22 protein-coding genes are annotated in these 20623 nt (G+C 57.9%); 4 read left to right on the top strand and 18 right to left on the bottom strand.

Annotated elements, in window-relative coordinates:
- Positions 1 to 40: 40 nt before the first annotated feature.
- Genes QPJ95_RS10475 through QPJ95_RS10465 form a run of 3 tightly spaced genes read left to right on the top strand, consistent with a single transcriptional unit; the run spans position 41 to position 1985 of the window.
- On the top strand, positions 41 to 835 hold the full coding sequence (locus QPJ95_RS10475) for a sterol desaturase family protein (RefSeq protein ID WP_270920048.1): 795 nt from the start codon (positions 41 to 43) through the stop codon (positions 833 to 835).
- Entirely contained in the window at positions 832 to 1491 is a 660-nt protein-coding gene (locus tag QPJ95_RS10470; RefSeq protein ID WP_270920047.1) for a ferredoxin, read from the top strand. Before QPJ95_RS10475 ends, QPJ95_RS10470 begins: the two co-directional genes overlap by 4 nt.
- The gene (locus tag QPJ95_RS10465) at positions 1488 to 1985 is read left to right on the top strand and encodes a SixA phosphatase family protein (protein ID WP_270920046.1); all 498 of its coding nucleotides are present in this window, start codon (positions 1488 to 1490) and stop codon (positions 1983 to 1985) included. The genes QPJ95_RS10470 and QPJ95_RS10465 overlap by 4 nt, the downstream gene beginning before the upstream one ends.
- 210 nt (positions 1986 to 2195) lie before the next feature.
- Here the strand turns inward: QPJ95_RS10465 and QPJ95_RS10460 are convergent, their stop codons facing one another.
- The 18 genes from QPJ95_RS10460 to rplO form a co-directional block, all read right to left on the bottom strand.
- Positions 2196 to 2987, bottom strand: a complete 792-nt coding sequence (locus tag QPJ95_RS10460; RefSeq protein ID WP_270920045.1) for an amino acid ABC transporter ATP-binding protein — start codon at positions 2985 to 2987, stop codon at positions 2196 to 2198.
- Between the two features lie 12 nt (positions 2988 to 2999).
- Entirely contained in the window at positions 3000 to 4487 is a 1488-nt protein-coding gene (locus QPJ95_RS10455) for an amino acid ABC transporter permease (RefSeq protein ID WP_270920044.1), read from the bottom strand.
- 1 nt (position 4488) lies between these two features.
- Entirely contained in the window at positions 4489 to 5757 is a 1269-nt protein-coding gene (locus QPJ95_RS10450; RefSeq protein ID WP_270920043.1) for an amino acid ABC transporter permease, read from the bottom strand.
- 133 nt (positions 5758 to 5890) lie between these two features.
- A complete protein-coding gene (locus QPJ95_RS10445; RefSeq protein WP_270920042.1) occupies positions 5891 to 6907 on the bottom strand; it encodes an amino acid ABC transporter substrate-binding protein in 1017 nt (338 codons plus the stop codon).
- 232 nt (positions 6908 to 7139) lie between these two features.
- The gene (locus tag QPJ95_RS10440; protein WP_270920041.1) at positions 7140 to 7844 is read right to left on the bottom strand and encodes an ATP12 family chaperone protein; all 705 of its coding nucleotides are present in this window, start codon (positions 7842 to 7844) and stop codon (positions 7140 to 7142) included.
- Between the two features lie 3 nt (positions 7845 to 7847).
- Entirely contained in the window at positions 7848 to 8516 is a 669-nt protein-coding gene (locus QPJ95_RS10435) for an HAD-IA family hydrolase (protein WP_270920040.1), read from the bottom strand.
- Complete coding sequence (locus tag QPJ95_RS10430) at positions 8513 to 9556, bottom strand: RluA family pseudouridine synthase (protein ID WP_270920039.1); 1044 nt, start codon at positions 9554 to 9556, stop codon at positions 8513 to 8515. Before QPJ95_RS10430 ends, QPJ95_RS10435 begins: the two co-directional genes overlap by 4 nt.
- A complete protein-coding gene (crcB, locus tag QPJ95_RS10425; RefSeq protein WP_270920038.1) occupies positions 9553 to 9933 on the bottom strand; it encodes a fluoride efflux transporter CrcB in 381 nt (126 codons plus the stop codon). Before crcB ends, QPJ95_RS10430 begins: the two co-directional genes overlap by 4 nt.
- A 143-nt stretch (positions 9934 to 10076) precedes the next feature.
- A complete protein-coding gene (locus QPJ95_RS10420) occupies positions 10077 to 11390 on the bottom strand; it encodes a replication-associated recombination protein A (protein ID WP_270920037.1) in 1314 nt (437 codons plus the stop codon).
- 2 nt (positions 11391 to 11392) lie between these two features.
- On the bottom strand, positions 11393 to 12772 hold the full coding sequence (locus QPJ95_RS10415) for a trypsin-like peptidase domain-containing protein (RefSeq protein ID WP_270920036.1): 1380 nt from the start codon (positions 12770 to 12772) through the stop codon (positions 11393 to 11395).
- 351 nt (positions 12773 to 13123) lie between these two features.
- Positions 13124 to 13546 carry a 50S ribosomal protein L17 gene (gene rplQ, locus QPJ95_RS10410; RefSeq protein WP_270920035.1) on the bottom strand — a complete coding sequence of 141 codons (423 nt, stop codon included), beginning with the start codon at positions 13544 to 13546 and terminating at the stop codon, positions 13124 to 13126.
- A gap of 119 nt (positions 13547 to 13665) precedes the next feature.
- Positions 13666 to 14586, bottom strand: coding sequence for a hypothetical protein (locus tag QPJ95_RS10405; RefSeq protein ID WP_270920034.1), 921 nt, complete (start codon positions 14584 to 14586; stop codon positions 13666 to 13668).
- Between the two features lie 68 nt (positions 14587 to 14654).
- Positions 14655 to 15671, bottom strand: coding sequence for a DNA-directed RNA polymerase subunit alpha (locus QPJ95_RS10400; protein ID WP_270920033.1), 1017 nt, complete (start codon positions 15669 to 15671; stop codon positions 14655 to 14657).
- 116 nt (positions 15672 to 15787) lie between these two features.
- Complete coding sequence (gene rpsK, locus QPJ95_RS10395) at positions 15788 to 16177, bottom strand: 30S ribosomal protein S11 (RefSeq protein ID WP_270920032.1); 390 nt, start codon at positions 16175 to 16177, stop codon at positions 15788 to 15790.
- Positions 16178 to 16192: 15 nt separating this feature from the next.
- On the bottom strand, positions 16193 to 16561 hold the full coding sequence (rpsM, locus tag QPJ95_RS10390; RefSeq protein ID WP_270920031.1) for a 30S ribosomal protein S13: 369 nt from the start codon (positions 16559 to 16561) through the stop codon (positions 16193 to 16195).
- A 288-nt stretch (positions 16562 to 16849) separates the two neighbouring features.
- Positions 16850 to 17491, bottom strand: a complete 642-nt coding sequence (locus QPJ95_RS10385) for an adenylate kinase (RefSeq protein ID WP_270920030.1) — start codon at positions 17489 to 17491, stop codon at positions 16850 to 16852.
- On the bottom strand, positions 17488 to 18852 hold the full coding sequence (gene secY / locus QPJ95_RS10380) for a preprotein translocase subunit SecY (protein ID WP_270920029.1): 1365 nt from the start codon (positions 18850 to 18852) through the stop codon (positions 17488 to 17490). The genes QPJ95_RS10385 and secY overlap by 4 nt, the downstream gene beginning before the upstream one ends.
- Before the next feature lie 112 nt (positions 18853 to 18964).
- The gene (gene rplO / locus QPJ95_RS10375) at positions 18965 to 19438 is read right to left on the bottom strand and encodes a 50S ribosomal protein L15 (RefSeq protein ID WP_270920028.1); all 474 of its coding nucleotides are present in this window, start codon (positions 19436 to 19438) and stop codon (positions 18965 to 18967) included.
- A gap of 303 nt (positions 19439 to 19741) precedes the next feature.
- Here rplO and QPJ95_RS10370 point away from each other — a divergent pair, with 303 nt between their 5' ends.
- Positions 19742 to 20218, top strand: a complete 477-nt coding sequence (locus QPJ95_RS10370; protein WP_270920027.1) for a potassium channel family protein — start codon at positions 19742 to 19744, stop codon at positions 20216 to 20218.
- Positions 20219 to 20623 lie beyond the last annotated feature (405 nt).

Raw genomic sequence — 20623 nt, 5'->3', positions numbered from 1 at the left:
CGGGCTTGCGTTTTTCTTTTACATGCGCATTTCTGAATACATGGAACATGAAACCACCCTTCGTCTTACCGTTTTTCTGGGGCTGTTTGCCCTGTTTGCCGTGGCTGAGCAGCTGGTCCCCCGCAGGCCACGCCAGCAGCCGCGTCGGCGGCGATGGCGGACCAATCTGATGATCACTGTCGTCAACACTTTGACCCTGCGGGCGCTGGCTATCGGCTTGCCCTTGCTGGCGGTCGGCGCCGCGATCACCGCCCAGAGCCAGGGATGGGGCCTGTTCAACATGGTGGAACTGCCACCGGCGCTTGAGGTGGTTCTGGCGATCCTGATCCTTGATCTGGCGATCTGGCTGCAACATCTGATCACCCACAAAATTCCGCTGCTGTGGCGGCTGCACCGGGTGCATCACGCAGACCGCGATATGGACGTGACCACCGCCCTGCGCTTTCACCCGGTGGAAATTGCCCTGTCCATGCTGCTGAAGATCGGTCTTATCTACGGGCTGGGGCCCTCGGCCGTTGCGGTGGTGCTGTTTGAGATCATGCTGAACGGAACCGCGATGTTCAACCACTCCAACCTCCGCCTGCCGCTGCCGCTTGATCGCATTTTGCGGCGGTTGCTGGTCACCCCGGACATGCACCGGGTGCACCACTCGACCCTGCGCGCCGAGCACGACAGCAATTATGGCTTTGCACTGTCGATCTGGGATCACCTGTTCGGCACCTATATCGCCCAGCCCGCCAAGGGCCACAACCAGATGACTGTTGGCCTGCAATGGCAGGACGACCGCCCGGCTCGGCTGGGCTGGAGCCTGCTGCTGCCGTTCAAACGCAAATGACCTATGACCAGCTGCGCACCGAGGTTCAGGCACAGGGGCTGGAGATCCAGGGCAGTCTGCACCCGCGTCACTCCCCGGTCGCCGAGCTGGAGGGCGGCAGCTTGATCCTGCTGGGCACCGCCGGTGCGTTTTGGCCCGCCTTCACAGCCTCACCCGAGCATCACGATGGCAGCCCCGATCCGGTGGATCGCTGGTCACTGCGGGTGATCGGCCGCCTGGCACAGCGATTCGCTGCCACAGCTCATTTCCCCTTTGGTGGACCGCCCTACACCCCCTTTATCAATTGGGCCCTGGCCTCTGGCCGGGCCTTTACTTCGCCCTTGCAGATGATGGTGCAGGATCAGGTGGGGCTGATGATCTCTTTTCGGGGGGCGCTGCACTTTGCCGAGGAAATCGACATTCCACCGCCTCTGCGTGGCCCGGCACCCTGCGACACCTGTGCCGACAAACCTTGCCTAACCGCGTGCCCTGTCAATGCTTTTGTCGATGGAGGCCCCTATCAGTTACAGGCCTGTCACCAGCACTTGGACCGCGCCGAGGGCGCAACCTGCATGGCGCAGGGCTGCCTGGCAAGGCGCGCTTGTCCGCTCAGCCAGGGCGCAAATCGAGATTTTTTGCAATCGTCGCATCATATGCGCTATTTTCATAGCATATGACCTGTACATTGATTCTGACTCGCCATGCCAAATCCGCCTGGGACAGCACTGCGCCCAGCGACCACGCGCGCCCTCTGAACAACCGGGGCCGTCACTCTGCCACGGCGCTGGGTCACTGGTTGCGCGAAATGGGGCACCTGCCAGATCAGGTGATCTCCTCGCCTTCGCAACGCACCCGCGAGACCTTTGAACGGATGCAATTGCAATCCCCTGCGGTGTTTGTGGAACGGCTGTACCACGCCAGTGCCGAGATCATCTTTCAGGTGCTCAGCGAGGCCGAACGCCCCTGCACCATGATCTTGGGTCATAACCCCGGCATCGGCTCGTTTGCCCGCGCCATCGCCCATGAGGTGCCAGAGCACCCACGATTTTTCAACTACCCAACCGGGGCGACCCTGGTTCTGGAGTTCGACATTGCCCGCTGGGGAGATCTGCAGTGGGGCAGCGGCAAACTGGTGGATTTTGCAATCCCGCGCGATCTTTTGGTGATCTAACCCCCGATGGACAATGTCCCGTGGTGCGTGCAAGCACACACCCTACGCTGCACAGGACGCATCCGTTTGCTGCAGCTGTAGGGTGTGTGCTTGCACGCACCACGGCTGGCACAGGAACCAGTGGCCAGTCCCGCCGACAAAAAGCGCCGGAAACAAAAAGGGCCGGGCATTGTGCCCGGCCTTTCTCATTGTCGCGTGAGCCGACCAGGATCAGTGACCGAGGATCTGGCTCAGGAACAGTTTGGTGCGTTCGCTCTTTGGATTGTTAAAGAATTCTTCCGGTTCGTTCTGTTCGACGATCTGACCGGCATCCATAAAGATAACCCGGTTCGCCACCTGACGGGCAAAGCCCATCTCATGGGTCACCACCAGCATGGTCATGCCCTCCTCGGCCAGTTCGATCATGGTGTCGAGCACCTCTTTGATCATCTCTGGATCCAGGGCCGATGTGGGTTCATCAAACAGCATGATGCGCGGTTTCATGCACAGAGAGCGGGCAATCGCCACCCGCTGCTGCTGACCACCGGAGAGCTGTCCGGGGTATTTCAGCGCCTGTTCCGGGATCTTCACCTTTTCCAGGAAGTGCATCGCCGTTTCTTCGGCTTCTTTCTTGGGTGTTTTACGCACCCAGATCGGGGCCAGAGTCAGGTTCTCCAGGATCGTCAGATGCGGGAACAGATTGAAGTGCTGGAACACCATCCCCACTTCGCGGCGGATCTTGTCGATGTTTTTCAGATCGTTCGACAGAACGGTCCCATCGACAGTGATCTTGCCCTGCTGGTGCTCTTCCAGCGCGTTCAGGCAGCGGATCAGGGTTGATTTCCCCGAGCCCGAAGGCCCGGCGATCACAATCCGTTCGCCTTGGTTGACGGTCAGGTTGATGTCACGCAGCACGTGAAACGACCCAAACCATTTGTTCATATTTGAAATTTCAATCGCAACCTCATCCGAGACTTGCATCTTGGAGCGATCGATTGTGCGTGCGGTAGCCTGTTCAGACATATGTTGAACTCCTTAACGGTGGCCAGTCTGAAGCTTGCGCTCCAGATACATGGAATAACGGGACATGGAGAAACAGACGATGAAGAACAGGAATGCGATGAACGCGAACAGTTCCCAATAGATGCCGTTCCAGGAGGTATCGGCGCGGATGGCACTGGCCAGTCCGATCACGTCAAACAACCCGATGATTGACACCAGTGTCGTATCCTTAAAGATCCCGATGAATGTGCTTACAATGCCCGGAATGGAAACCTTCAGCGCCTGCGGCATGATGATCAGCCGCTGTGCCTGCCAGTAATCCAGACCCAGACTGTCGGCGCCTTCGTATTGTCCACGCGGCAGCGCCGCCAGCCCGCCCCGGATCACTTCGGCCATATAGGCCGCCGAGAACAGGGTCATCATGATCATCACCCGCAGGATGATGTCAAAATTGGTGCCAGGCGGCATGAAGATGTTCAGCAGCAGCGAGGCCACAAACAACAGCGTGATCAGCGGCACACCGCGAATGAACTCGATGAAGCCAACGCAGAGGAACTTGACGACCACCAGATCAGACTGACGGCCCAAGGCCAGCACCACACCAATTGGCAGCGAACAGCCAATCGCCACAACGCCCAGCAGGATCGCTAGCATGAAGCCACCAAACTGCCTTGATTGCACCGCTTCGATACCGATGGGAAGCACCGAAGACAGGGCAGAAGACACATAACCAGACAGCACCAACCACCAGATAACCGCAGCCGCAACGGCCGCAATCATCGTCAAAAGTTCGCTCATATAGGCCCTGCCGAAGCGAAGGACCAAATAACCGATCACAAAACCAAAAGCCGTACAGATTGCCGGCCAAATGGTTCCGCCCCACATCAGCCAGGGCATCAGGAAGGGATAGATGGCGGTGAACATCAGAGGATTGGGCAGGCGTTTTGCGCCCTGAGCAATCTGCTCAGCCCGATCCGCGCCCGAAAGTGTCACCAGTTGATAGCCAATCACCAGAGTGGCGCCAGCAAAGCCCGCACGCAGGATCCAGACAAAAATCGACGCATCCATCAACACCGCAGTGACAAAGAAGGCCAGAACCAGCAGGAACCAGTTCATCCGGCGGGAGATCATGTTGAACAGGATTGGCGTCATCGCCACCAGCAACAAGACCAGAGACAGGATTGGGCGCCCGTACAGATCACTTGGATAGAAGCCAAACAACAACTGCAGCCAGCGCTCATTGATGACCCCCCAGCAGGCATGACCATGGGTTTGCCCCCAGGTCGCCGTCATGATCTCGCGGCATTCGGTCAGGGAGCCGCCGTTCCAGACGGATTGGAACACCCAGGGCAGAATGCCGGACAGCACAAAATAGATCGCAAAGAGCGACAGCACGGTCAGAATGCCATTGATCCAGCTCGAGAACAGATTATGCCGCAACCAGCCAATAACACCAACCTCAGACCCAGGTGGGTCTTGCTCTGGCAGCATCTCTGTGCGGACAAAAGAAACATCACTCATATTACCGCTCCACCAGTTTGACGCTATTGTTGTACCAGTTCATCAACCCGGAAATACTTAGCGAGATGGCCAGATACACCAGCATCAGCAGCATCACACCTTCCAGTTCGCGACCGGTCTGGTTCATGGTGATCCCCCCCAAAGTGCCGGTGATATCCATGTAACCAACCGCAATCGCCAGCGACGAGTTCTTGGTCAGGTTCAGATAGTTGGAGATCATCGGCGGGATGATAACCCGCAGAGCCTGCGGCAGGATCACCAGACGCATTGTCCGGTTCGGCCGCAATCCCAGCGCCGAAGCAGCCTCGGATTGACCGGTTGAAATCGCCAGAATACCGGCGCGCACGATCTCGGCGATGAAGGCCGCCGTATAGAGCGACAGCGCCAGCCACAGGGCAATCAGCGAGTTCCGCATGTGAATGCCGCCGCGGAAGTTAAAGCCCTTCAGTTCGGGATAACCCAGGTGGAAGCCCAAAACGATCATCAGAACAATCGATGGTCCAAACAGCAGGCCCAGCAGGACATGCCAAGTTTTTGGACGATCCCCGGTTTCTTCCTGAATGGTATTAGCCCGTGCGATAACCTTGCGCATGCCAAAGATGCTCAGTCCCAACACGACCAGAAAGGCAATCAGATCCATAGAGACGTCAAACCGCAGCGCCATGTCGCCCAGGAAGTGGATATCGCCCAGGCTGCGTGAGAACAGCGGCTCGGGAATATAGACCCCCCGATTGGTGACTGCGACAGTGTTGAACAGATCCATCGTCGCGGTGGGGGTGTCGCCCTTGAACGCCCGTGGCATGGGCAGGGTTTCGATCAGGATGGCCATGGCCAGAATGATCCACAGCAGCACCGGCACATTGCGGAAGGTTTCCACATAGACTGTCATGATCCGCGCGATCAGCCAGTTATTGGACAATCGCATAACGCCGACAAACACGCCGACGATGGTGGCCGTGATGCAGCCCAGCACCGCAACAACCAGAGTGTTGAGCAGCCCGATCAGCGCAGCGCGGAGATGGCTGTCCTGGCTGTCATAGTCGAGCAGGCGCTGATTGATATCATACCCTGCCGTGTCCCCCAGGAAGCCAAACGACATCGGCTTGCCCAGCGTGTTCAGATTGGTGATTGCATTGTTAATAAGCCAAGCTGCGAGAAGCATAAACGCAATCATCGCGATGGCTTGGATTGTAGCTGACCGATACCGTGTATCGTAAAGGAGCATCGATAGTCGAAACGACTCCTTTGGTGGGTCAGTTAGTATTGTCATGACCTAGAAATCCCCATGGCTGTCGGATTGATTTTTTTCGGCGGGGTTTAGGTCCCCACTCGTCGACAATCCGAAACATTCAATAGATATGAAAAGGGCGCAGGGGTTACCTGCGCCCTTTCCCACTAAGTGTTTAGCGGAACGGAGGCGAGTAGATCAGGCCGCCATTGGTCCACTGAGCGTTCAGCCCACGGGCCAGACCGATCGGAGTTTCTTCGCCGATGTTCATGGCAAAGATCTCACCGTAGTTACCACCGGACATGATGGCGTTCTTGGCCCAGTCAGCGTCCAGACCCAGCATCGCGCCCAGCGTACCTTCGGTACCCAGCAGACGGTTGATTTCCGGGTTGTTGGTGCCCGCAGACATTTCGCCGATATTGGCCGAAGTGACACCCAGTTCTTCAGCTGTGACCAAAGCGTTTAGAGTCCAGCGAACAACATCGCCCCACTCGTTGTCGCCGTGACGGACCAGCGGGCCGAGAGGCTCTTTCGAGATGATTTCTGGCAGCAGAACGTGGTCGCCAGGAGCTTCGAAGGTGGCGCGCGTCGCGGCCAGACCGGAAGCGTCTGTGGTGTAGACGTCACAGGCGCCAGCCAGATACTGCTGCTGACCTTCGGCGTTGGTTTCGATTGGAACCGGCTCGTAGCTGATGTTGTTGGAGCGGAAGAAGTCCGCCAGGTTCAGCTCGGTGGTGGTGCCGGTCTGGATACAAACGGTTGCGCCGTCCAGTTCAGTGGCCGAGGAAACGCCGAGTTCCTTAGGAACCATAAAGCCCTGGCCATCATAGTAGTTGATGCCAACAAAGGTGAACTTCAGGTCAACATCGCGTGAGAAGGTCCAGGTGGTGTTGCGGGCCAGCATGTCGATCTCGCCGGAAGCCAGCGCGGTGAAGCGTGTCTTACCAGTGGTCGGAACAAATTCAACAGCGGAGGAATCACCCAGAACCGCAGCCGCAACAGCGCGACACATGGAGACGTCAAAGCCGCCCCATACGCCATCTGCGTCCGGGGCTGCAAAACCAACCAGACCGGTGGTGACGCCACAGTTCAGTGTGCCGCGGGCTTTGACATCATCAAGTGTACCAGCAGCAGCTGCACCAGCAGCCAGACCAGCGACAGTGAGCGCACCCAAAAGAACGGTTTTTTTCATTTTTTTACCTCTTCCTGATATTTCCGTCCTTATGGACGGTTTTTTACCGACACCAGCAATGCCGGAACTTTGCACGAATTAGGATATCTTTCCAATTCGTTGCTAAGTTTGGGCTTATTCATCAACAGTCGTCAAGTGTTGGATCACGAATTTCGATGGTCGAATAGTGAACTTTTTGGAATCGTGCCAATTTCAGGGGCTGCAAATCAACGTTCTGGCCGCCAACGACACGTCAAGAGAAATCGTAAAACCGCTTGGCATGCAGAAAGGCCTGCCGCTTGATTTCGGCCTCAGCCTGGGCTTCCTCGTCCGGGCCCCACTGTTCCTCTTGCCAAGTTTCATCCAATCGAGACAGCGACCAGATCTCGGCAGCACTGCGCCAGCCAGCCGCGGCAGCAAAGCCCAGAACCAAAGATCCCGACATGCTGACCAAATCGTGAAAGGCCGCCAGCTGGAAGGCGGACAGCGCCTGAACCCTAGCCCGTAGGCTCTGCAGTGATTTTACATCCTGAGGTTGATGCACAATGCCGCAGCGGGTTTGCAGCCTGACCTTCAGCTCGGACGCGGCCCAATCCAGCGCCGGATCCCAGTGTTCACTTTGCCGCTGCACTAGTTCAACCGGGCTATCGGCGCGGTAACACAATAAATCTGCGTCACCATATTCGGCTAACATGTCAGCGACCTCACTGTGCTGCACCTGGACCTTGTCCAACGCCGCATTGGCCGAACGGGTACAGGGCATGGTCTGAGGCTTCACCGCGCCATCCTGCGCCCGCCATTCTGCGGCAATTGCCTCAGCCATGGCGCGTGTGGGCAGGGTCAGATCTGCTTTGGCAGGTGTTTTGACCGAGCGACCGTCCAGTTCAACCGCGAATCGGCCCGCTGATTCGGTCACTGAGACCGCTGTCCAGAATCGCTTTTGCTTCCATGTGGTCATGAGTCAGGCTTTCCAAATTCGCTGTAACAGGGGGGCCAATTGGGCAAAGTTTTCGAGGGTGTGATCCGCATTCAACTGCTCCACCTGATGATAGCCCCAAGGCACCGCAATGGTTGTAACTCCGGCTGCGCGGCCCATGTCGATGTCAAAGCTGGTGTCGCCAATCATCACCGTATGCTGCGGCGCAACCCCGGTTTCAGACATCGCCGTATGGATCATAGAGGGATGTGGCTTTGACGGGTGGTGATCCGCCGATTGCCGGGTCACAAAACAGGTCAGATCATGCGCCGCAATCACCGCATCCAGCCCGCGCTGCGATTTGCCGGTGGCGATGCCCAGCAGATACTCCGGCACCGCATTCAGCGCCGCCAGCATATCGGCGGTGCCGGGGTACAATGGCGAATGCGCCTTACCTGCGGCCTGACGCGACACCGTATAGGAGGACTTATAGCCCTCGACCAAAGCCTGCCGGGTGGCGGCATCCATATCTGGCGTCAACCTCTCGATGGCCAGATCCAGCGACAGCCCGACAATCGACAGGATCGCCTCACGCGAGGGGGCAACCTGGCCAACTGCGGCAAAGGCCTCACCCATGGCGCCAGTGATGGCGCCCTGGCTGTCCACCAGGGTGCCATCCATGTCAAACAGGACCAGTCGCAGGTCTGCGCTCATTCCAGCTCCTCAAACGGATCCTCGGGCACATCCCTTGGGTCCCACTGGAAATAGTCCCAGGTGTCCTGCATGTGCTGCGGCAGCGGTGCGGTGACATGCAGCACCGATCTGTTCGTCGGGTGTTCGATCTTGATGCTGCGGGCGTGCAGATGCAGCTTTTTCGAGATCTCGTCGCCCAGTTGCGAGCCCCAGCCATCGCCAAGGTTTTCCTGACTTGAGCCACCATATTTGCCGTCGCCAACAATCGGGTGCCCCAACTCACCCATATGGGCCCGCAGCTGGTGGGTGCGCCCGGTGACCGGGCTCAACGCCATCCAGGCCGCGCGTTGGCCCGCCGCCTCCAGCACAACATAATCGGTGATCGCCTTTTTGGCGCCCGGGGTGCTGTCAATGTCGCGCGGGTGGATGTTATACATCTTCTCGCCTTCGCCGCCGGGACCATGCCCCTGCGCCTTGACCAGCCCGGTTTTGATCATGCCAAGCTTGGGATGTGGCACCCCGGCCACCACCGACCAATACACCTTGCGGGTCTCGCGGTGACGAAACGAAGCAGTCAGCGCCTTGGCCGACAGCCGATCACGCGCCAGCAGCAGCACCCCCGAGGTATCCTTGTCCAGCCGGTGCACCAGCCGCGGCTTGTCTTCATAGCCAAATTTCAGCGCTTCGGCCAATCCGTCCACATGGCGGCTTTGACCGCTACCACCCTGCACCGCCAGCCCATGCGGCTTGTTCAGCGCGATCACGTGATCGTCGCGGTAGATCACGCAGGACTGGATCATCTTGATATCCGCATCCGAGATCCGGCGCAGCATGTCACTGGGCCGCAGATCGCTGTCCGGCAGCGGCGGCACCCGCACGGTCTGCCCGGCCATAACCCGGGACGAGGATTTAACCCGGCCGCCGTCAACCCGCAGATCGCCCTTGCGGCACATCTTTTCGATGCGGCCCTGACTGATATGCGGGAACAACCGCCGCAACCAGCGGTCCAGCCGCTGGTCGGTGTCGTCGTCCGCAACAATGATTTTCTGTACGCCGCTCATGACAGCACTCCTCTCGCGGCCATCAGGCCAATAAACAAACCGCCCACCGACAGCACAACGGACAGGCCCACATAGAGCGCCGCCTGTCCCAATGTGCCGCGCTGGATCAGATTAACCACCTCCAGCGAAAACGCCGAAAAGGTGGTAAAGCCTCCCAGTAGCCCGGTCATCACAAAGGGGCTCAGATGGGTCAAACCGCGATAGGCAGCAGCCCCCACAAAGGCCCCCATCAGGATCGAGCCGATGACATTCACCAGCACCACAGCAACCGGAAACGGATGATGCCCCAGCAGGCGGATCACCCCAAGACCTGCCAGGTATCGGCACGCCGCACCGATTGCGCCACCACAGGCGACATATAAGACGGTATAAAACATTGGCGGTCTCTCGCGTGTGCCGCCCCGGATGTCAAGTTTTCCCAGCAATGCGCCACACGCAAGGCTCGTCACCCCTCGCGGGCAATGGCCGTAGGGTGCGTGCTTGCACGCACCACCAGCACCGAGATCACAGGAGCACAAGCCTAGCGATTGCGCTGCGCCCGCAATTTGGCAAAATAATCCACCCGCCGCTTCAACTCGCGCTCAAAACCACGTTCCACCGGCTGATACAGCACCGGGTGCTTCACCCCGTCCGGGAAATAATTCTGCCCCGAAAACCCATCCTCGGAGTCATGATCATAGGCATAGCCATCCCCGTAACCCTGTTCGGCCATCAATTTGGTCGGCGCATTCAGGATATGTTTGGGCGGTGGGGCGCTGCCGGTCTGCTTGGCCAGCCTGCGCGCCGCCTTAATGCCCACATAGACCGCGTTCGATTTTGGCGCCAGTGCCAGATAGACCGCCGCATTGGCCAGCGCCAGTTCGCCTTCCGGGCTGCCCAACCGCTCGTAGGTTTGCCAGGCGTTCAGACAGACAGTGTTTGCCTGCGGATCTGCCAGGCCAATATCTTCGGTCGACATCATGGTCAGTCGACGCGCAAGGAAGCGCGGGTCTTCGCCGCCTTCCAGCATCCGCCCCAACCAATACAGCGCCGCGTCCGGGTCTGATCCGCGAATGGATTTATGCAGGGCCGAGATCAAGTTGTAGTGCTCATCCCCCGATTTGTCGAATTTTGCCGCCCGCCGCATCAGCCGGGTCGCCAGCTTGTCCCGGTTCAGCGGCGTCTCCACTTTCCAGGCCGAGACCTGTTCGATCAGGTTCAACAGGGCGCGGCCATCGCCATCGGCCATTTCATGCAACGCATCCCGCGCATCGGCATCCAACGGCAGCGCCCGATCCAGCTCCTTTTCGGCCCGCTGGGTCAGCAGTTCCAGATCCACCAGCGACAATCGCTCCAGAACCAGCACCTGCGATCGGCTCAGCAAAGCGGCGTTCAGCTCAAAACTGGGGTTCTCGGTAGTGGCGCCAACCAGCAGAATGGTGCCGTCTTCCATATGCGGCAGAAACCCGTCCTGCTGCGCTTTGTTAAAGCGGTGTACCTCGTCGACAAACAGCAGGGTTCCGCGACCATTCTGTCGGCGGATTTTGGCGGCTTCGAACAGCTTCTTCAAATCGGCCACGCCAGAGAAAATCGCACTGATCTGCACAAAATGCAGATCGCTTTCAGCCGCCAGCAGACGGGCGATGGTGGTCTTGCCCACGCCCGGCGGACCCCAGAAGATCAACGACGACAGCGAGCCCGACGCCAACATCACCCCCAAAGGCGCCTCGGGGCCGAGAACCTGCGCCTGACCAATCACTTGCGCCAGAGTTCGCGGCCGCAATCGGTCAGCCAGGGGGCGATTGGGTTGCGGCTGATCAGGCTGCGCGGCACCGGAATCGAAAAGGTCAGCCATGATTACAACCGAAACTGAAGCGTCAGCCTCTGGCCGCCGCGCAGCAGGATCACCTTCACCTTGCGCCCCGACTCCGCCAGCACTGTTGGCACATCGACGGTGTTGGTGACCGGATTTCCGTTAATCTCTTGCAGCACATCGCCCGGCCGCAATCCGGCGCGCGCACCGTTGCGCCCGGGATTGGTAATCACCACCCCCTCGGCGCTGAGCGGCAGCCCCAGACGCAGGATCACCGCCGGATTGATGCGGGCGACGATCAGGCCCGGCAGCATTGAATTCTCAGTCATCTGCAGCAGGTCCGCCGATGGCGTATTTGGCGCCGCCATCATTTTCACTAGCACATCAGCCGCTTCGACCCCGCGCAGACGGGTGATCTGCGCCCGCCCGCCCATGCCGACAACCGACATGCGAAATACCATCTCCGAGGGTGAATTGACCACCTGCCCCTCAACAGCGGTGATCACATCCCCCACCTTGAACCCCTGCTCGGCAAAAGGGCTGGCTGGGTGCAGGTCCGAGATCACCATGCCCAGCGGCAGCTCCATCCCCAGCGAGGCAGCCATATCCGCATCAACCGGCTGCCCGGACATGCCGGCCCAGGGCCGCTGGAATTCCTCGGCGCCCTGCTGCGCCTGATTGACAAATTCGCGCACCAAATTGGCCGGGATCGAGAAACCAATGCCGTTCGAGCCACCAGAGCGGCTGATGATACGGGTGTTGATGCCGATCAAATCGCCATTGACGTCGATCAGCGCCCCGCCCGAGTTGCCGGGATTGATCGCCGCGTCGGTCTGCAGGTAATAACCAAATCCCTCGCCAGTTGCGGTGCCGGTCCGGGCCAGCCCGGAAATGATGCCGCTGCTCACAGTTTGGCCGACTCCAAATGGGTTGCCAATGGCCAGTGCCAGCTCGCCGACCTCGACCTGATCGCTGTTGCGCAGATCGAGAAAAGGCAGGTCGGTGGCGCCCTCCAATTGCAGGATCGCCAGATCGCTGGCCTTATCCGCCAGCACCACACGGGCATTGTACTCGCGCCGATCCGTGGTCACCACCCGGATTTCAGTGGCCATGCCAACCACGTGGTAGTTCGAAACAACGATACCGTCCGCCGACAGGATCACCCCCGAGCCCAGCGAGTTCTGCACCCGTGGTTGCGGCTTGGTGAAGCCGCGAAAGAAATCATCAAAGAAGGGATCGTTTGAAAACGGCGTCCGCTGGCGTTGCTGGGTGACGATCTTGGCATAGATATTCACCACGGCCGGCGCCGCCTGCTTGACTAGTGGCGCAAAGCCTAGGCTGATCTCGGCCTGCGAGGACGGCACTTGGGTCTGAGCGGCCAGCGGGGCTGCAAAAACAAGGGCAATAAGGGCTGCGCGGATCATTTTGGCTCCAACATAAACTGTCCTTAGGATATGCGGGGGGCATCGGCCAATTGCAAGCACAGCCGGATCAAAACGGTTGTCAGGGGCGCTGCCCCTCTTGGCCACAGGCCAATTCACCCCGGAGTATTGTTTGCAAAAAGAAACCGGCAGCGGCTGATCTCTCCCGGATCTTCATCTGGCCCAGGGCTCCGCCCGTTCGGGATTGAAACGTTTCGCTGAAACGTTTCCCAGCCATCCCTCACTCCCCGCCGGAGGCAGCGCCCAGCGGGCGCATTTGCAAAGCTGACAACAAAAAAACCCCCGATCCTGTGGAGCGGGGGCTTTCAGTAATTGAACGCTAGGTCCAAAATCTTATTCGTCGGCTGCAACTTCTTCTGCTGCAACGCGGGCTTTGTCGCCAGCGCCTTTGGCATCACGGTCGCGGTCAACAAATTCGATGATCGCCATCGGAGCCATGTCACCATAACGGAAACCAGCTTTCAGGACGCGCACATAGCCGCCCTGGCGGTCTTTGTAGCGGGGGCCCAGGATGTCGAACAATTTGGCGACATATTGGTCTTGCTTCAGCTTGGACGCAGCTTGGCGACGGGCGTGCAGATCGCCGCGTTTTGCCAGTGTGATCATCTTTTCGATGATCGGCTGCAATTCTTTTGCCTTGGGCAGGGTTGTTTTGATCTGCTCGTGCTCGATCAGCGAGCCGGCCATGTTGCAAAACAGAGCTTTACGGTGCTCATGAGTACGGTTTAGGCGGCGGTATCCACGTTTATGGCGCATTGTTGATATCCAATCTTATTTATACTTTGTCTGGTGACCCTCGTGGGCCACACCCTTGGAGCGGCAAGTGCGCTCGAACCCGGTTCGCCTACACGATCAAATCCCCCTTGTAAAGACCGCTATGGCGACATCGACTGCAATAGAATCCGACGATCCGCTTCACTCATGAAACGGTGCGAAAACTCGGAGTTCGACAGCTGGTAACGCGCCATAATTTCGCTCTTCAGCGCCTGCGGCATCACCCCCCTGTCAGATTTGACCTCAAGCCGGGTCTGAACCTCGCGCAGGTCCTGCAAAAAACCTTGCCGTTGCTTGGACTGCGGATGTGCCCGGTCAAAAGCGCGCAGGATCTCGATCATCACAGTATTCAGTGATTCGCGGTGTACCCGCGCGCCGCCACAACGGTCCAGCGGATCAAGCCCCAGCACCTGTTCAACGTCAGAAACGATATCCTCCGCACAGGTCTCGCGATGATACAGGCGCGCCCGGATGTGATCGTCACTGACATGGGCTGTCCAGGGCGCAATGCGCTGCAGAAAATCGAACCCTCGCACCTGGTGGCGGACAAAATCGGTGATGCCATTATAAGTGTCCGGCCCCTCAGCAAGCCTCCATTTATACGCGCTTTCCATCAGCGCGTCCTGGCGGCGCACATAATAGAGAAGCCGTACGTCAAAGCCTTTCAGAGCCTTGATGACCTGGGCAGCCTGCCAGGGACGGAAATAGCACAGGTGCTCGGACGACAGCACCGTCAGATGTTCGGCGGGGCGGGCTTTGATTTCCGCCCGCAGCACGGCCAGGAGGCTGGGTGCCGCTTTCAGCAGGCCCGCTTGATGCTCCAGTGGAAAAACGTCGTGATGAGCCCCGGATGCGCGTCGCCCAGTCACCGGAAAATGGAACTGCGGGTCACAGGTCGTGCGATACACAAAATAGTCCTGCAGCGCGGTAGTGCCGGTCTTGCCATGGCCGATATGCAGCCAGACCTGATGCGGCCTAGCCTTTCGCGGGTCAGCTTGCGCCTTGCCTTGCAGCCGCAACACGGGCGCCTCCAAACGGGTTGTTTGAAATAAAAAGGAGCGGGCCAATTTGGCCCGCTCCCAAAAGACACTTAAAAGCTGTCTTCGAACTTTTTCGCCAGATCTTCGATATTGTCCGGTGGCCAGTCCTCGACGTCCATGCCGAGATGCAGACCCATGCCCGAGAGCACTTCCTTGATCTCGTTCAGCGACTTGCGGCCGAAGTTCGGCGTGCGCAGCATTTCGGCTTCGGTTTTCTGGATCAGATCGCCGATGTAGACGATATTGTCGTTCTTGAGGCAGTTTGCCGAACGCACCGACAGTTCCAACTCGTCCACTTTCTTGAGCAGCAGCGGGTTGAACTCGAGACCATCGTCCTCGTCCGCGCGGGAGGCGGATTCGGGCTCGTCGAAGTTGACGAAGATCGACAGTTGATCCTGCAGGATACGGGCCGCAAAAGCCACCGCGTCTTCCGGCGTGATCGACCCATCGGTGTCAATCTTCATGGTCAGCTTGTCATAGTCCAGCACCTGACCTTCGCGGGTCGGCTGCACATCATAGGAGACCTTTTTGACCGGCGAGTAGATCGCGTCGATCGGGATCAGCCCAATGGGTGCATCTTCCGGCTTGTTCTTTTCAGCCGAAACATAGCCATTGCCAGTGTTCACGGTCAGTTCCATGAACAGATCGGCGCCGTCGTCCAGGTGACAGATCACGTGGTCGCGGTTCAGGATCTCGATGCCTGCCGACTCAGAGATGTCACCGGCGGTGACAATGGCTGGGCCCTTGGCATTGATCGACAGCCGCTTGGGGCCTTCGACTTCCATCCGCAGGCAGACGCCTTTGAGGTTCAGGATGATGTCGGTGACGTCTTCACGCACGCCGGCAACACTGGAAAACTCGTGCAGAACGTTGTCGATCTGAACGGATGTGATGGCAGCGCCTTGCAGCGAGCTCATCAGAATACGACGTAGGGCGTTGCCCAAGGTCAGACCAAAGCCACGTTCCAGCGGCTCAGCCACAACAGTGGCCTGGCGTGCGGGGTCGTTGCCCGGCTTAACTTCAAGCTGCGTCGGCTTGATCAGTTCAGCCCAATTCTTATGGATCATGCGTTCCCTCCATTCCTGCCTGTACCCCATGTCCGATAGGTTCAGGCGCCCGAGGTTTCAAATGACAAACTGGGGCCCATGAAAAACACAGGACCCCAGCGATAATTAAGTGTCGCTTAGACGCGGCGGCGCTTCGGCGGACGACAGCCATTGTGTGCCATCGGTGTCACATCACGGATTGAGGTGATATTGAAGCCAACTGCAGCCAGAGCGCGCAGTGCGGATTCACGACCGCCACCGGGGCCCTGAACTTCGACTTCCAGAGTTTTAACACCATGTTCCTGTGCTTTTTTGCCTGCATCTTCTGCAGCCAGCTGAGCAGCATACGGCGTGGATTTCCGCGAGCCCTTAAAGCCCATGGTTCCAGCCGAGGACCATGCAATTGCATTGCCCTGAACATCCGAGATGAGAATCTTGGTGTTGTTGAACGAGCTATTAACGTGAGCAACGCCGGAGGCGATGTTCTTGCGCTCTTTTTTCTTCGTACGAGTCTTATCGCGTGCCATTGATCAAACCCTCCCTTACTTCTTCTTACCAGCAATAGCCCGGGCAGGACCTTTGCGAGTACGAGCGTTGGTGTGGGTCCGCTGACCACGAACAGGCAAGTTACGACGGTGACGCAGGCCACGGTAGCAACCCAGATCCATCAAACGTTTGATGTTCATCTGTGTTTCGCGACGCAGGTCGCCTTCGACGTCGACGTTGGCGTCGATGTGCTCGCGGATGCGCAGAACTTCAGAGTCGGTCAGTTCGTTCACACGACGAGTTTCGTCAATGCCCACAGCTTCGCAAATAGACTTGGCTGTGGTTGTACCGATTCCGGTGATATAGGTGAGGGCGATTGGAACCCGCTTTGCAGTCGGGATGTTTACGCCGGCAATACGTGCCACGTTATACGTTCCTTTTGTTGCGATTCCGTAGCTCCGGAACCTTTTTTCACAACACCAGACCCTGACAGTAACGCCGTTGGGCCCAGTATTTTCGAGGTAGCCTTGCAGATGAGTCAAACCCATCCGCAGGAATTGATTCCCCGTAGGGATGGGACTGGGTATGAGGTATTTTACGGATCGTCAACCCACCTTGTGGTTGGCCTCGGCTTTCTTGACATAGCCGGGGCAGTTGACATGAAAAAGGGCAGGAAAACCTGCCCTTAAATAATTCCAGATCCGAGACCGCCGTCAGCCCAGAATAGCCTCGATCGATTTCTGCACTTCGGTGATGTCAGCCAGACCGTTGACCGGACGCAGGTCGCCCTTGGCATAGTAATAGCCAATCAGCGGCGAGGTCTTTTTGTAGTATTCCATCAGCCGGGTGCGCAGACTGTCTTCGTTGTCATCGCCGCGCCGCGTCATTTCAGTGCCGCCGCATTTGTCACAGATGCCCGCCTTGGCGGTGGGGTTGATGTCATCGTGGTACACCTCACCACAGCCACCACAGGTGAACCGCCCGGTGATTCGCTTAACCAGCGCATCGTCGTTTACCCGCATCTCGACCACGGTGTGCAGCGACTGGCCGAGCTTGGCGAGCAGAGCCGCCAGCGCATCGGCCTGCGCCAAGGTGCGCGGAAAGCCATCAAAGATGAAACCAGCACCCGATTCGGATGTCAGCTTCTCTTCGATCAGACCAATGACGATTTCGTCCGTCACCAGCTTGCCGGTATCCATGATGGCGGCGACCTTCAGCCCCATCTCGGTACCGCTGGATTTGGCTTCGCGCAGCATATCGCCGGTGCTCAGCTGTACCATGCCACGGGTTTCAACCAGATGGCGGGCCTGGGTGCCTTTACCCGCACCAGGGGGGCCTAGCAGAATAATATTCATTTGCGCGATGGCCCCCGCCGGTTGCGCTTCTTGTTCTTGCCGCGCAGCTGGCTTTTCTCGATCAGACCTTCGTACTGATGCGCCAGCAGATGGCTTTGTGCCTGCTGAATGGTGTCCATGGTCACCGAGACAACAATCAGAACCGAGGTGCCGCCAAAGTAGAACGGGATGGCAAACTGACCGCGCAGGATTTCCGGCAGCAGCATCACCAGCACAAGATAGCCCGAGCCCAGCACCAACACGCGGTTGACCACATACTCAAGATATTCGGCGGTCTTCTTACCCGGACGGATGCCCGGAACAAAACCGTTCTGGTTCTTCAGGTTTTCGGCGACTTCATCCGGCTTGAACGACACGTTGAAAGTGTAGAAATAGGCGAAGAACACGATCATCGACACAAAGAACAGCAGGTACAGCGGCTGACCGGGGCCAAAGTTGGCCAGCAGCCAGGACATCACCGGACCATTGGTCGCCCCCGACGAGAAGGTGGAGATGGTGGTCGGCAGCAGCAGCAGCGAGCTGGCGAAGATCGCCGGGATCACGCCTGCGGGGTTCACTTTGACCGGCAGATGCGACGAGCCACCGTCATAGACCTTCATGCCCACCTGACGGCGCGGGTACTGAATATGGATCTTGCGCAGGGCGCGCTCCATAAACACCACAAACATGATGATTGCGATCACCATCACCAGCACCATCACGATAACCGCAGGGCTGATGGCACCCGAGCGACCCGAGGCAAAGAACTGCGCCAGAGCGGCGGGAACCTCGGCGATGATGCCGACGAAGATGATCAGCGAGATGCCGTTGCCCAGACCACGCTGGGTGATCTGCTCGCCCAGCCACATCAGGAACATGGTGCCGCCAACCAAGGTAATCATACAGGCCAGACGGAAATACATGCCGGGTTCAGTGGCCAACTCACCTGCTTCCAGCGACACGGCCAGCCCATAAGACTGGGCGGTTGCCAGAGCCACGGTGCCAAAGCGGGTGTATTGGTTGATCTTCTTGCGGCCCTGCTCGCCCTCTTTCTTCAACTGCTCCAGCGACGGAACCATAGAGGTCAGCAGCTGGATAATGATCGAAGCGGAGATATAGGGCATAATGCCGAGGGCAAAGATGCCCATTCGGCCAAGGGCACCACCGGTGAACATCGACACCATGCCGCCAATACCCTGGCCGGCCTGTGTCATAAATTCGCGCAGGGCGATTGTGTCGATACCTGGAACCGGAATGAATGTACCCAAACGGTAGACAATCAAAAGGCCCAGGGTGAACAGGATGCGATTACGCAGGTCTGTCGCTTTGCCAAGCGCTGACCAGCTCGTGTTCGCCGCCATTTGTTCTGCTGCTGATACCATGAAAAAGGTCTCTTTGTTGCGAAAACGCCGCCCAAAGCCATTTTCCGGCTTGGGCGGCGTTAATTGGAAAACTGAAGACTATGTAAGCGGCATTGTTGCCGCTCACAAGCGCTTACTCAGCTGCAGCTACTTTTGCGACCAAGGTCAGAGCGCCGCCAGCTTTTTCTACTGCTTCAACGGCTGCTTTTGAGGCGCCGGTAACAGAGATTGTGACTTTGGCGGTGATTTCGCCTTTGGCCAGGACGCGGATACCGTCCAGCTTGCGACGCACAACACCCGATTCGACCAGGCTGGCTTCGGTGATCGACGCAGCGTCAAGTTTGCCAAGGTCGATGAATTTCTGGATCAGGCCCAGGTTGATGACAGCAAATGCCTTGCGGTTCGGCTTGTTAAAGCCACGCTTTGGCAGACGTTGGTACAAAGGCATCTGACCGCCTTCGAACCCTTTGATGGCAACACCCGAACGTGCTTTTTGACCTTTGATACCACGGCCACCCATTTTACCGGTGCCGGAACCAGGACCACGACCAATGCGCTTGCGTTTTTTGGTGGCGCCAGGATTGTCGCTCAGTTCGTTAAGTCTCATATCGCTTCTCCTTAGCCGGATGTGACCCACGAAGCGTATTCGGGTCAACCACGGCATATAGTGTTTTTGATTCTATGACCCGGATGGCCATTGGCTGCCTATAGACGGGTTGGGGGGATGGATCAAGAGTGGAAGGTAGTTCTTGCCTTTCCGACTGCTGCACGCAAAAGTTGCGAAACCCAACTTCTCATTTTCAGGTCAGCCCCAAGCGTTATGAGATTCCTTTTCCCCAAGAAAACCAGCACAACAGGCAGCAACACACGGCGGCTCTGGACGCTCGCATCCATTCTATTCTGCGTGGTCATGTTACTGGAAGTTATCAATCCCGTTTTTGTTGGGGAAAACCCGGCAATTGAGAAGGTTGGGGCCGCCATTTTGCTTTTGTGGTCGACTGCCTATTTCATTCTTGTGGTGGCCACGATCCCATTTTTGACATCTCATCACTTTTGGCCAAACCCTATTAGGTTGGCCACTGACGCAACCGTTTCGATCACTCAGACCATTTTCGCCTTTGCCATAACCTACAGAATATACGGAATCAGCGGCCCATCCGAGGAACTGGCCCCGTCGACTTGGGATCATCTCTATTTTTCTGCGGTTACATTTTCCACGTTGGGGTATGGAGACTTCCGCCCTGACGCTGCCGCACGCGGCTTTGCAGCGTTCCAATCAATCGTCGGAAACCTGCATTTAGGTATGATAGTTGGCGTCGCCTTCTTTGCCGCTCAACCCGAGCGGTCAGATAATCATCGCAACGACGATACCACTGGCAACAAGTAGAGCAGCGCCCATGATCGCGGTTCCGACAGTCTGAAGGATGCGATAGTTTTTAGTGGTCATACTCTCAAGCCTCCCTTCAGCTGATAGTTAAAGTTAGTATCCCCTTATAAGATGAATATAGTCGCAAAACTAATTTCTTGCAATGTTATCTCCATCATCCTCAGTTCCCAGAAAAACCACGACCGCATGCTCTTTCGCCCGCCAAGGCCCCTGCCCTGTCGGTTGCTGCGGAAATAGCTACTGTCTAACGGTAGGGGCCGGGCAAATGATGGCGGCGCCGCCGGGGTGGATGCAGACGGGGACAAGCCCCGTGCAATGAACGGTTCAAATGCGCCCCCTTCTTTACGAGGGCCAGGCTCCGGTTTGGTGCCGGGGGTGTCAGCCCCGGCGAGATCGCGATCAGGG

Origin of the sequence: Parasedimentitalea psychrophila (assembly GCF_030285785.1) — a bacterium.
GTDB lineage: Bacteria > Pseudomonadota > Alphaproteobacteria > Rhodobacterales > Rhodobacteraceae > Parasedimentitalea > Parasedimentitalea psychrophila.
This window is presented reverse-complemented; position numbering and strand designations above follow the sequence as displayed.

What these genes read in the sequence shown, in the direction of transcription:
- QPJ95_RS10385 (WP_270920030.1), bottom strand. Translation starts at nt 17,491, where the DNA reads ATGAATATTATTCTGCTAGGCCCCCCTGGTGCGGGTAAAGGCACCCAG.
- QPJ95_RS10435 (WP_270920040.1), bottom strand. Translation starts at nt 8,516, where the DNA reads ATGAGCGCAGACCTGCGACTGGTCCTGTTTGACATGGATGGCACCCTG.
- rpsK (WP_270920032.1), bottom strand. Translation starts at nt 16,177, where the DNA reads ATGGCACGCGATAAGACTCGTACGAAGAAAAAAGAGCGCAAGAACATC.
- secY (WP_270920029.1), bottom strand. Translation starts at nt 18,852, where the DNA reads ATGGTATCAGCAGCAGAACAAATGGCGGCGAACACGAGCTGGTCAGCG.
- QPJ95_RS10415 (WP_270920036.1), bottom strand. Translation starts at nt 12,772, where the DNA reads ATGATCCGCGCAGCCCTTATTGCCCTTGTTTTTGCAGCCCCGCTGGCC.
- rplO (WP_270920028.1), bottom strand. Translation starts at nt 19,438, where the DNA reads ATGAGACTTAACGAACTGAGCGACAATCCTGGCGCCACCAAAAAACGC.
- QPJ95_RS10455 (WP_270920044.1), bottom strand. Translation starts at nt 4,487, where the DNA reads ATGAGTGATGTTTCTTTTGTCCGCACAGAGATGCTGCCAGAGCAAGAC.
- QPJ95_RS10370 (WP_270920027.1), top strand. Translation starts at nt 19,742, where the DNA reads ATGTTACTGGAAGTTATCAATCCCGTTTTTGTTGGGGAAAACCCGGCA.
- QPJ95_RS10460 (WP_270920045.1), bottom strand. Translation starts at nt 2,987, where the DNA reads ATGTCTGAACAGGCTACCGCACGCACAATCGATCGCTCCAAGATGCAA.
- QPJ95_RS10420 (WP_270920037.1), bottom strand. Translation starts at nt 11,390, where the DNA reads ATGGCTGACCTTTTCGATTCCGGTGCCGCGCAGCCTGATCAGCCGCAA.
- QPJ95_RS10445 (WP_270920042.1), bottom strand. Translation starts at nt 6,907, where the DNA reads ATGAAAAAAACCGTTCTTTTGGGTGCGCTCACTGTCGCTGGTCTGGCT.
- QPJ95_RS10400 (WP_270920033.1), bottom strand. Translation starts at nt 15,671, where the DNA reads ATGATCCATAAGAATTGGGCTGAACTGATCAAGCCGACGCAGCTTGAA.
- QPJ95_RS10450 (WP_270920043.1), bottom strand. Translation starts at nt 5,757, where the DNA reads ATGACAATACTAACTGACCCACCAAAGGAGTCGTTTCGACTATCGATG.
- crcB (WP_270920038.1), bottom strand. Translation starts at nt 9,933, where the DNA reads ATGTTTTATACCGTCTTATATGTCGCCTGTGGTGGCGCAATCGGTGCG.
- QPJ95_RS10440 (WP_270920041.1), bottom strand. Translation starts at nt 7,844, where the DNA reads ATGACCACATGGAAGCAAAAGCGATTCTGGACAGCGGTCTCAGTGACC.
- rplQ (WP_270920035.1), bottom strand. Translation starts at nt 13,546, where the DNA reads ATGCGCCATAAACGTGGATACCGCCGCCTAAACCGTACTCATGAGCAC.
- QPJ95_RS10475 (WP_270920048.1), top strand. Translation starts at nt 41, where the DNA reads ATGGAACATGAAACCACCCTTCGTCTTACCGTTTTTCTGGGGCTGTTT.
- QPJ95_RS10465 (WP_270920046.1), top strand. Translation starts at nt 1,488, where the DNA reads ATGACCTGTACATTGATTCTGACTCGCCATGCCAAATCCGCCTGGGAC.
- QPJ95_RS10470 (WP_270920047.1), top strand. Translation starts at nt 832, where the DNA reads ATGACCTATGACCAGCTGCGCACCGAGGTTCAGGCACAGGGGCTGGAG.
- QPJ95_RS10430 (WP_270920039.1), bottom strand. Translation starts at nt 9,556, where the DNA reads ATGAGCGGCGTACAGAAAATCATTGTTGCGGACGACGACACCGACCAG.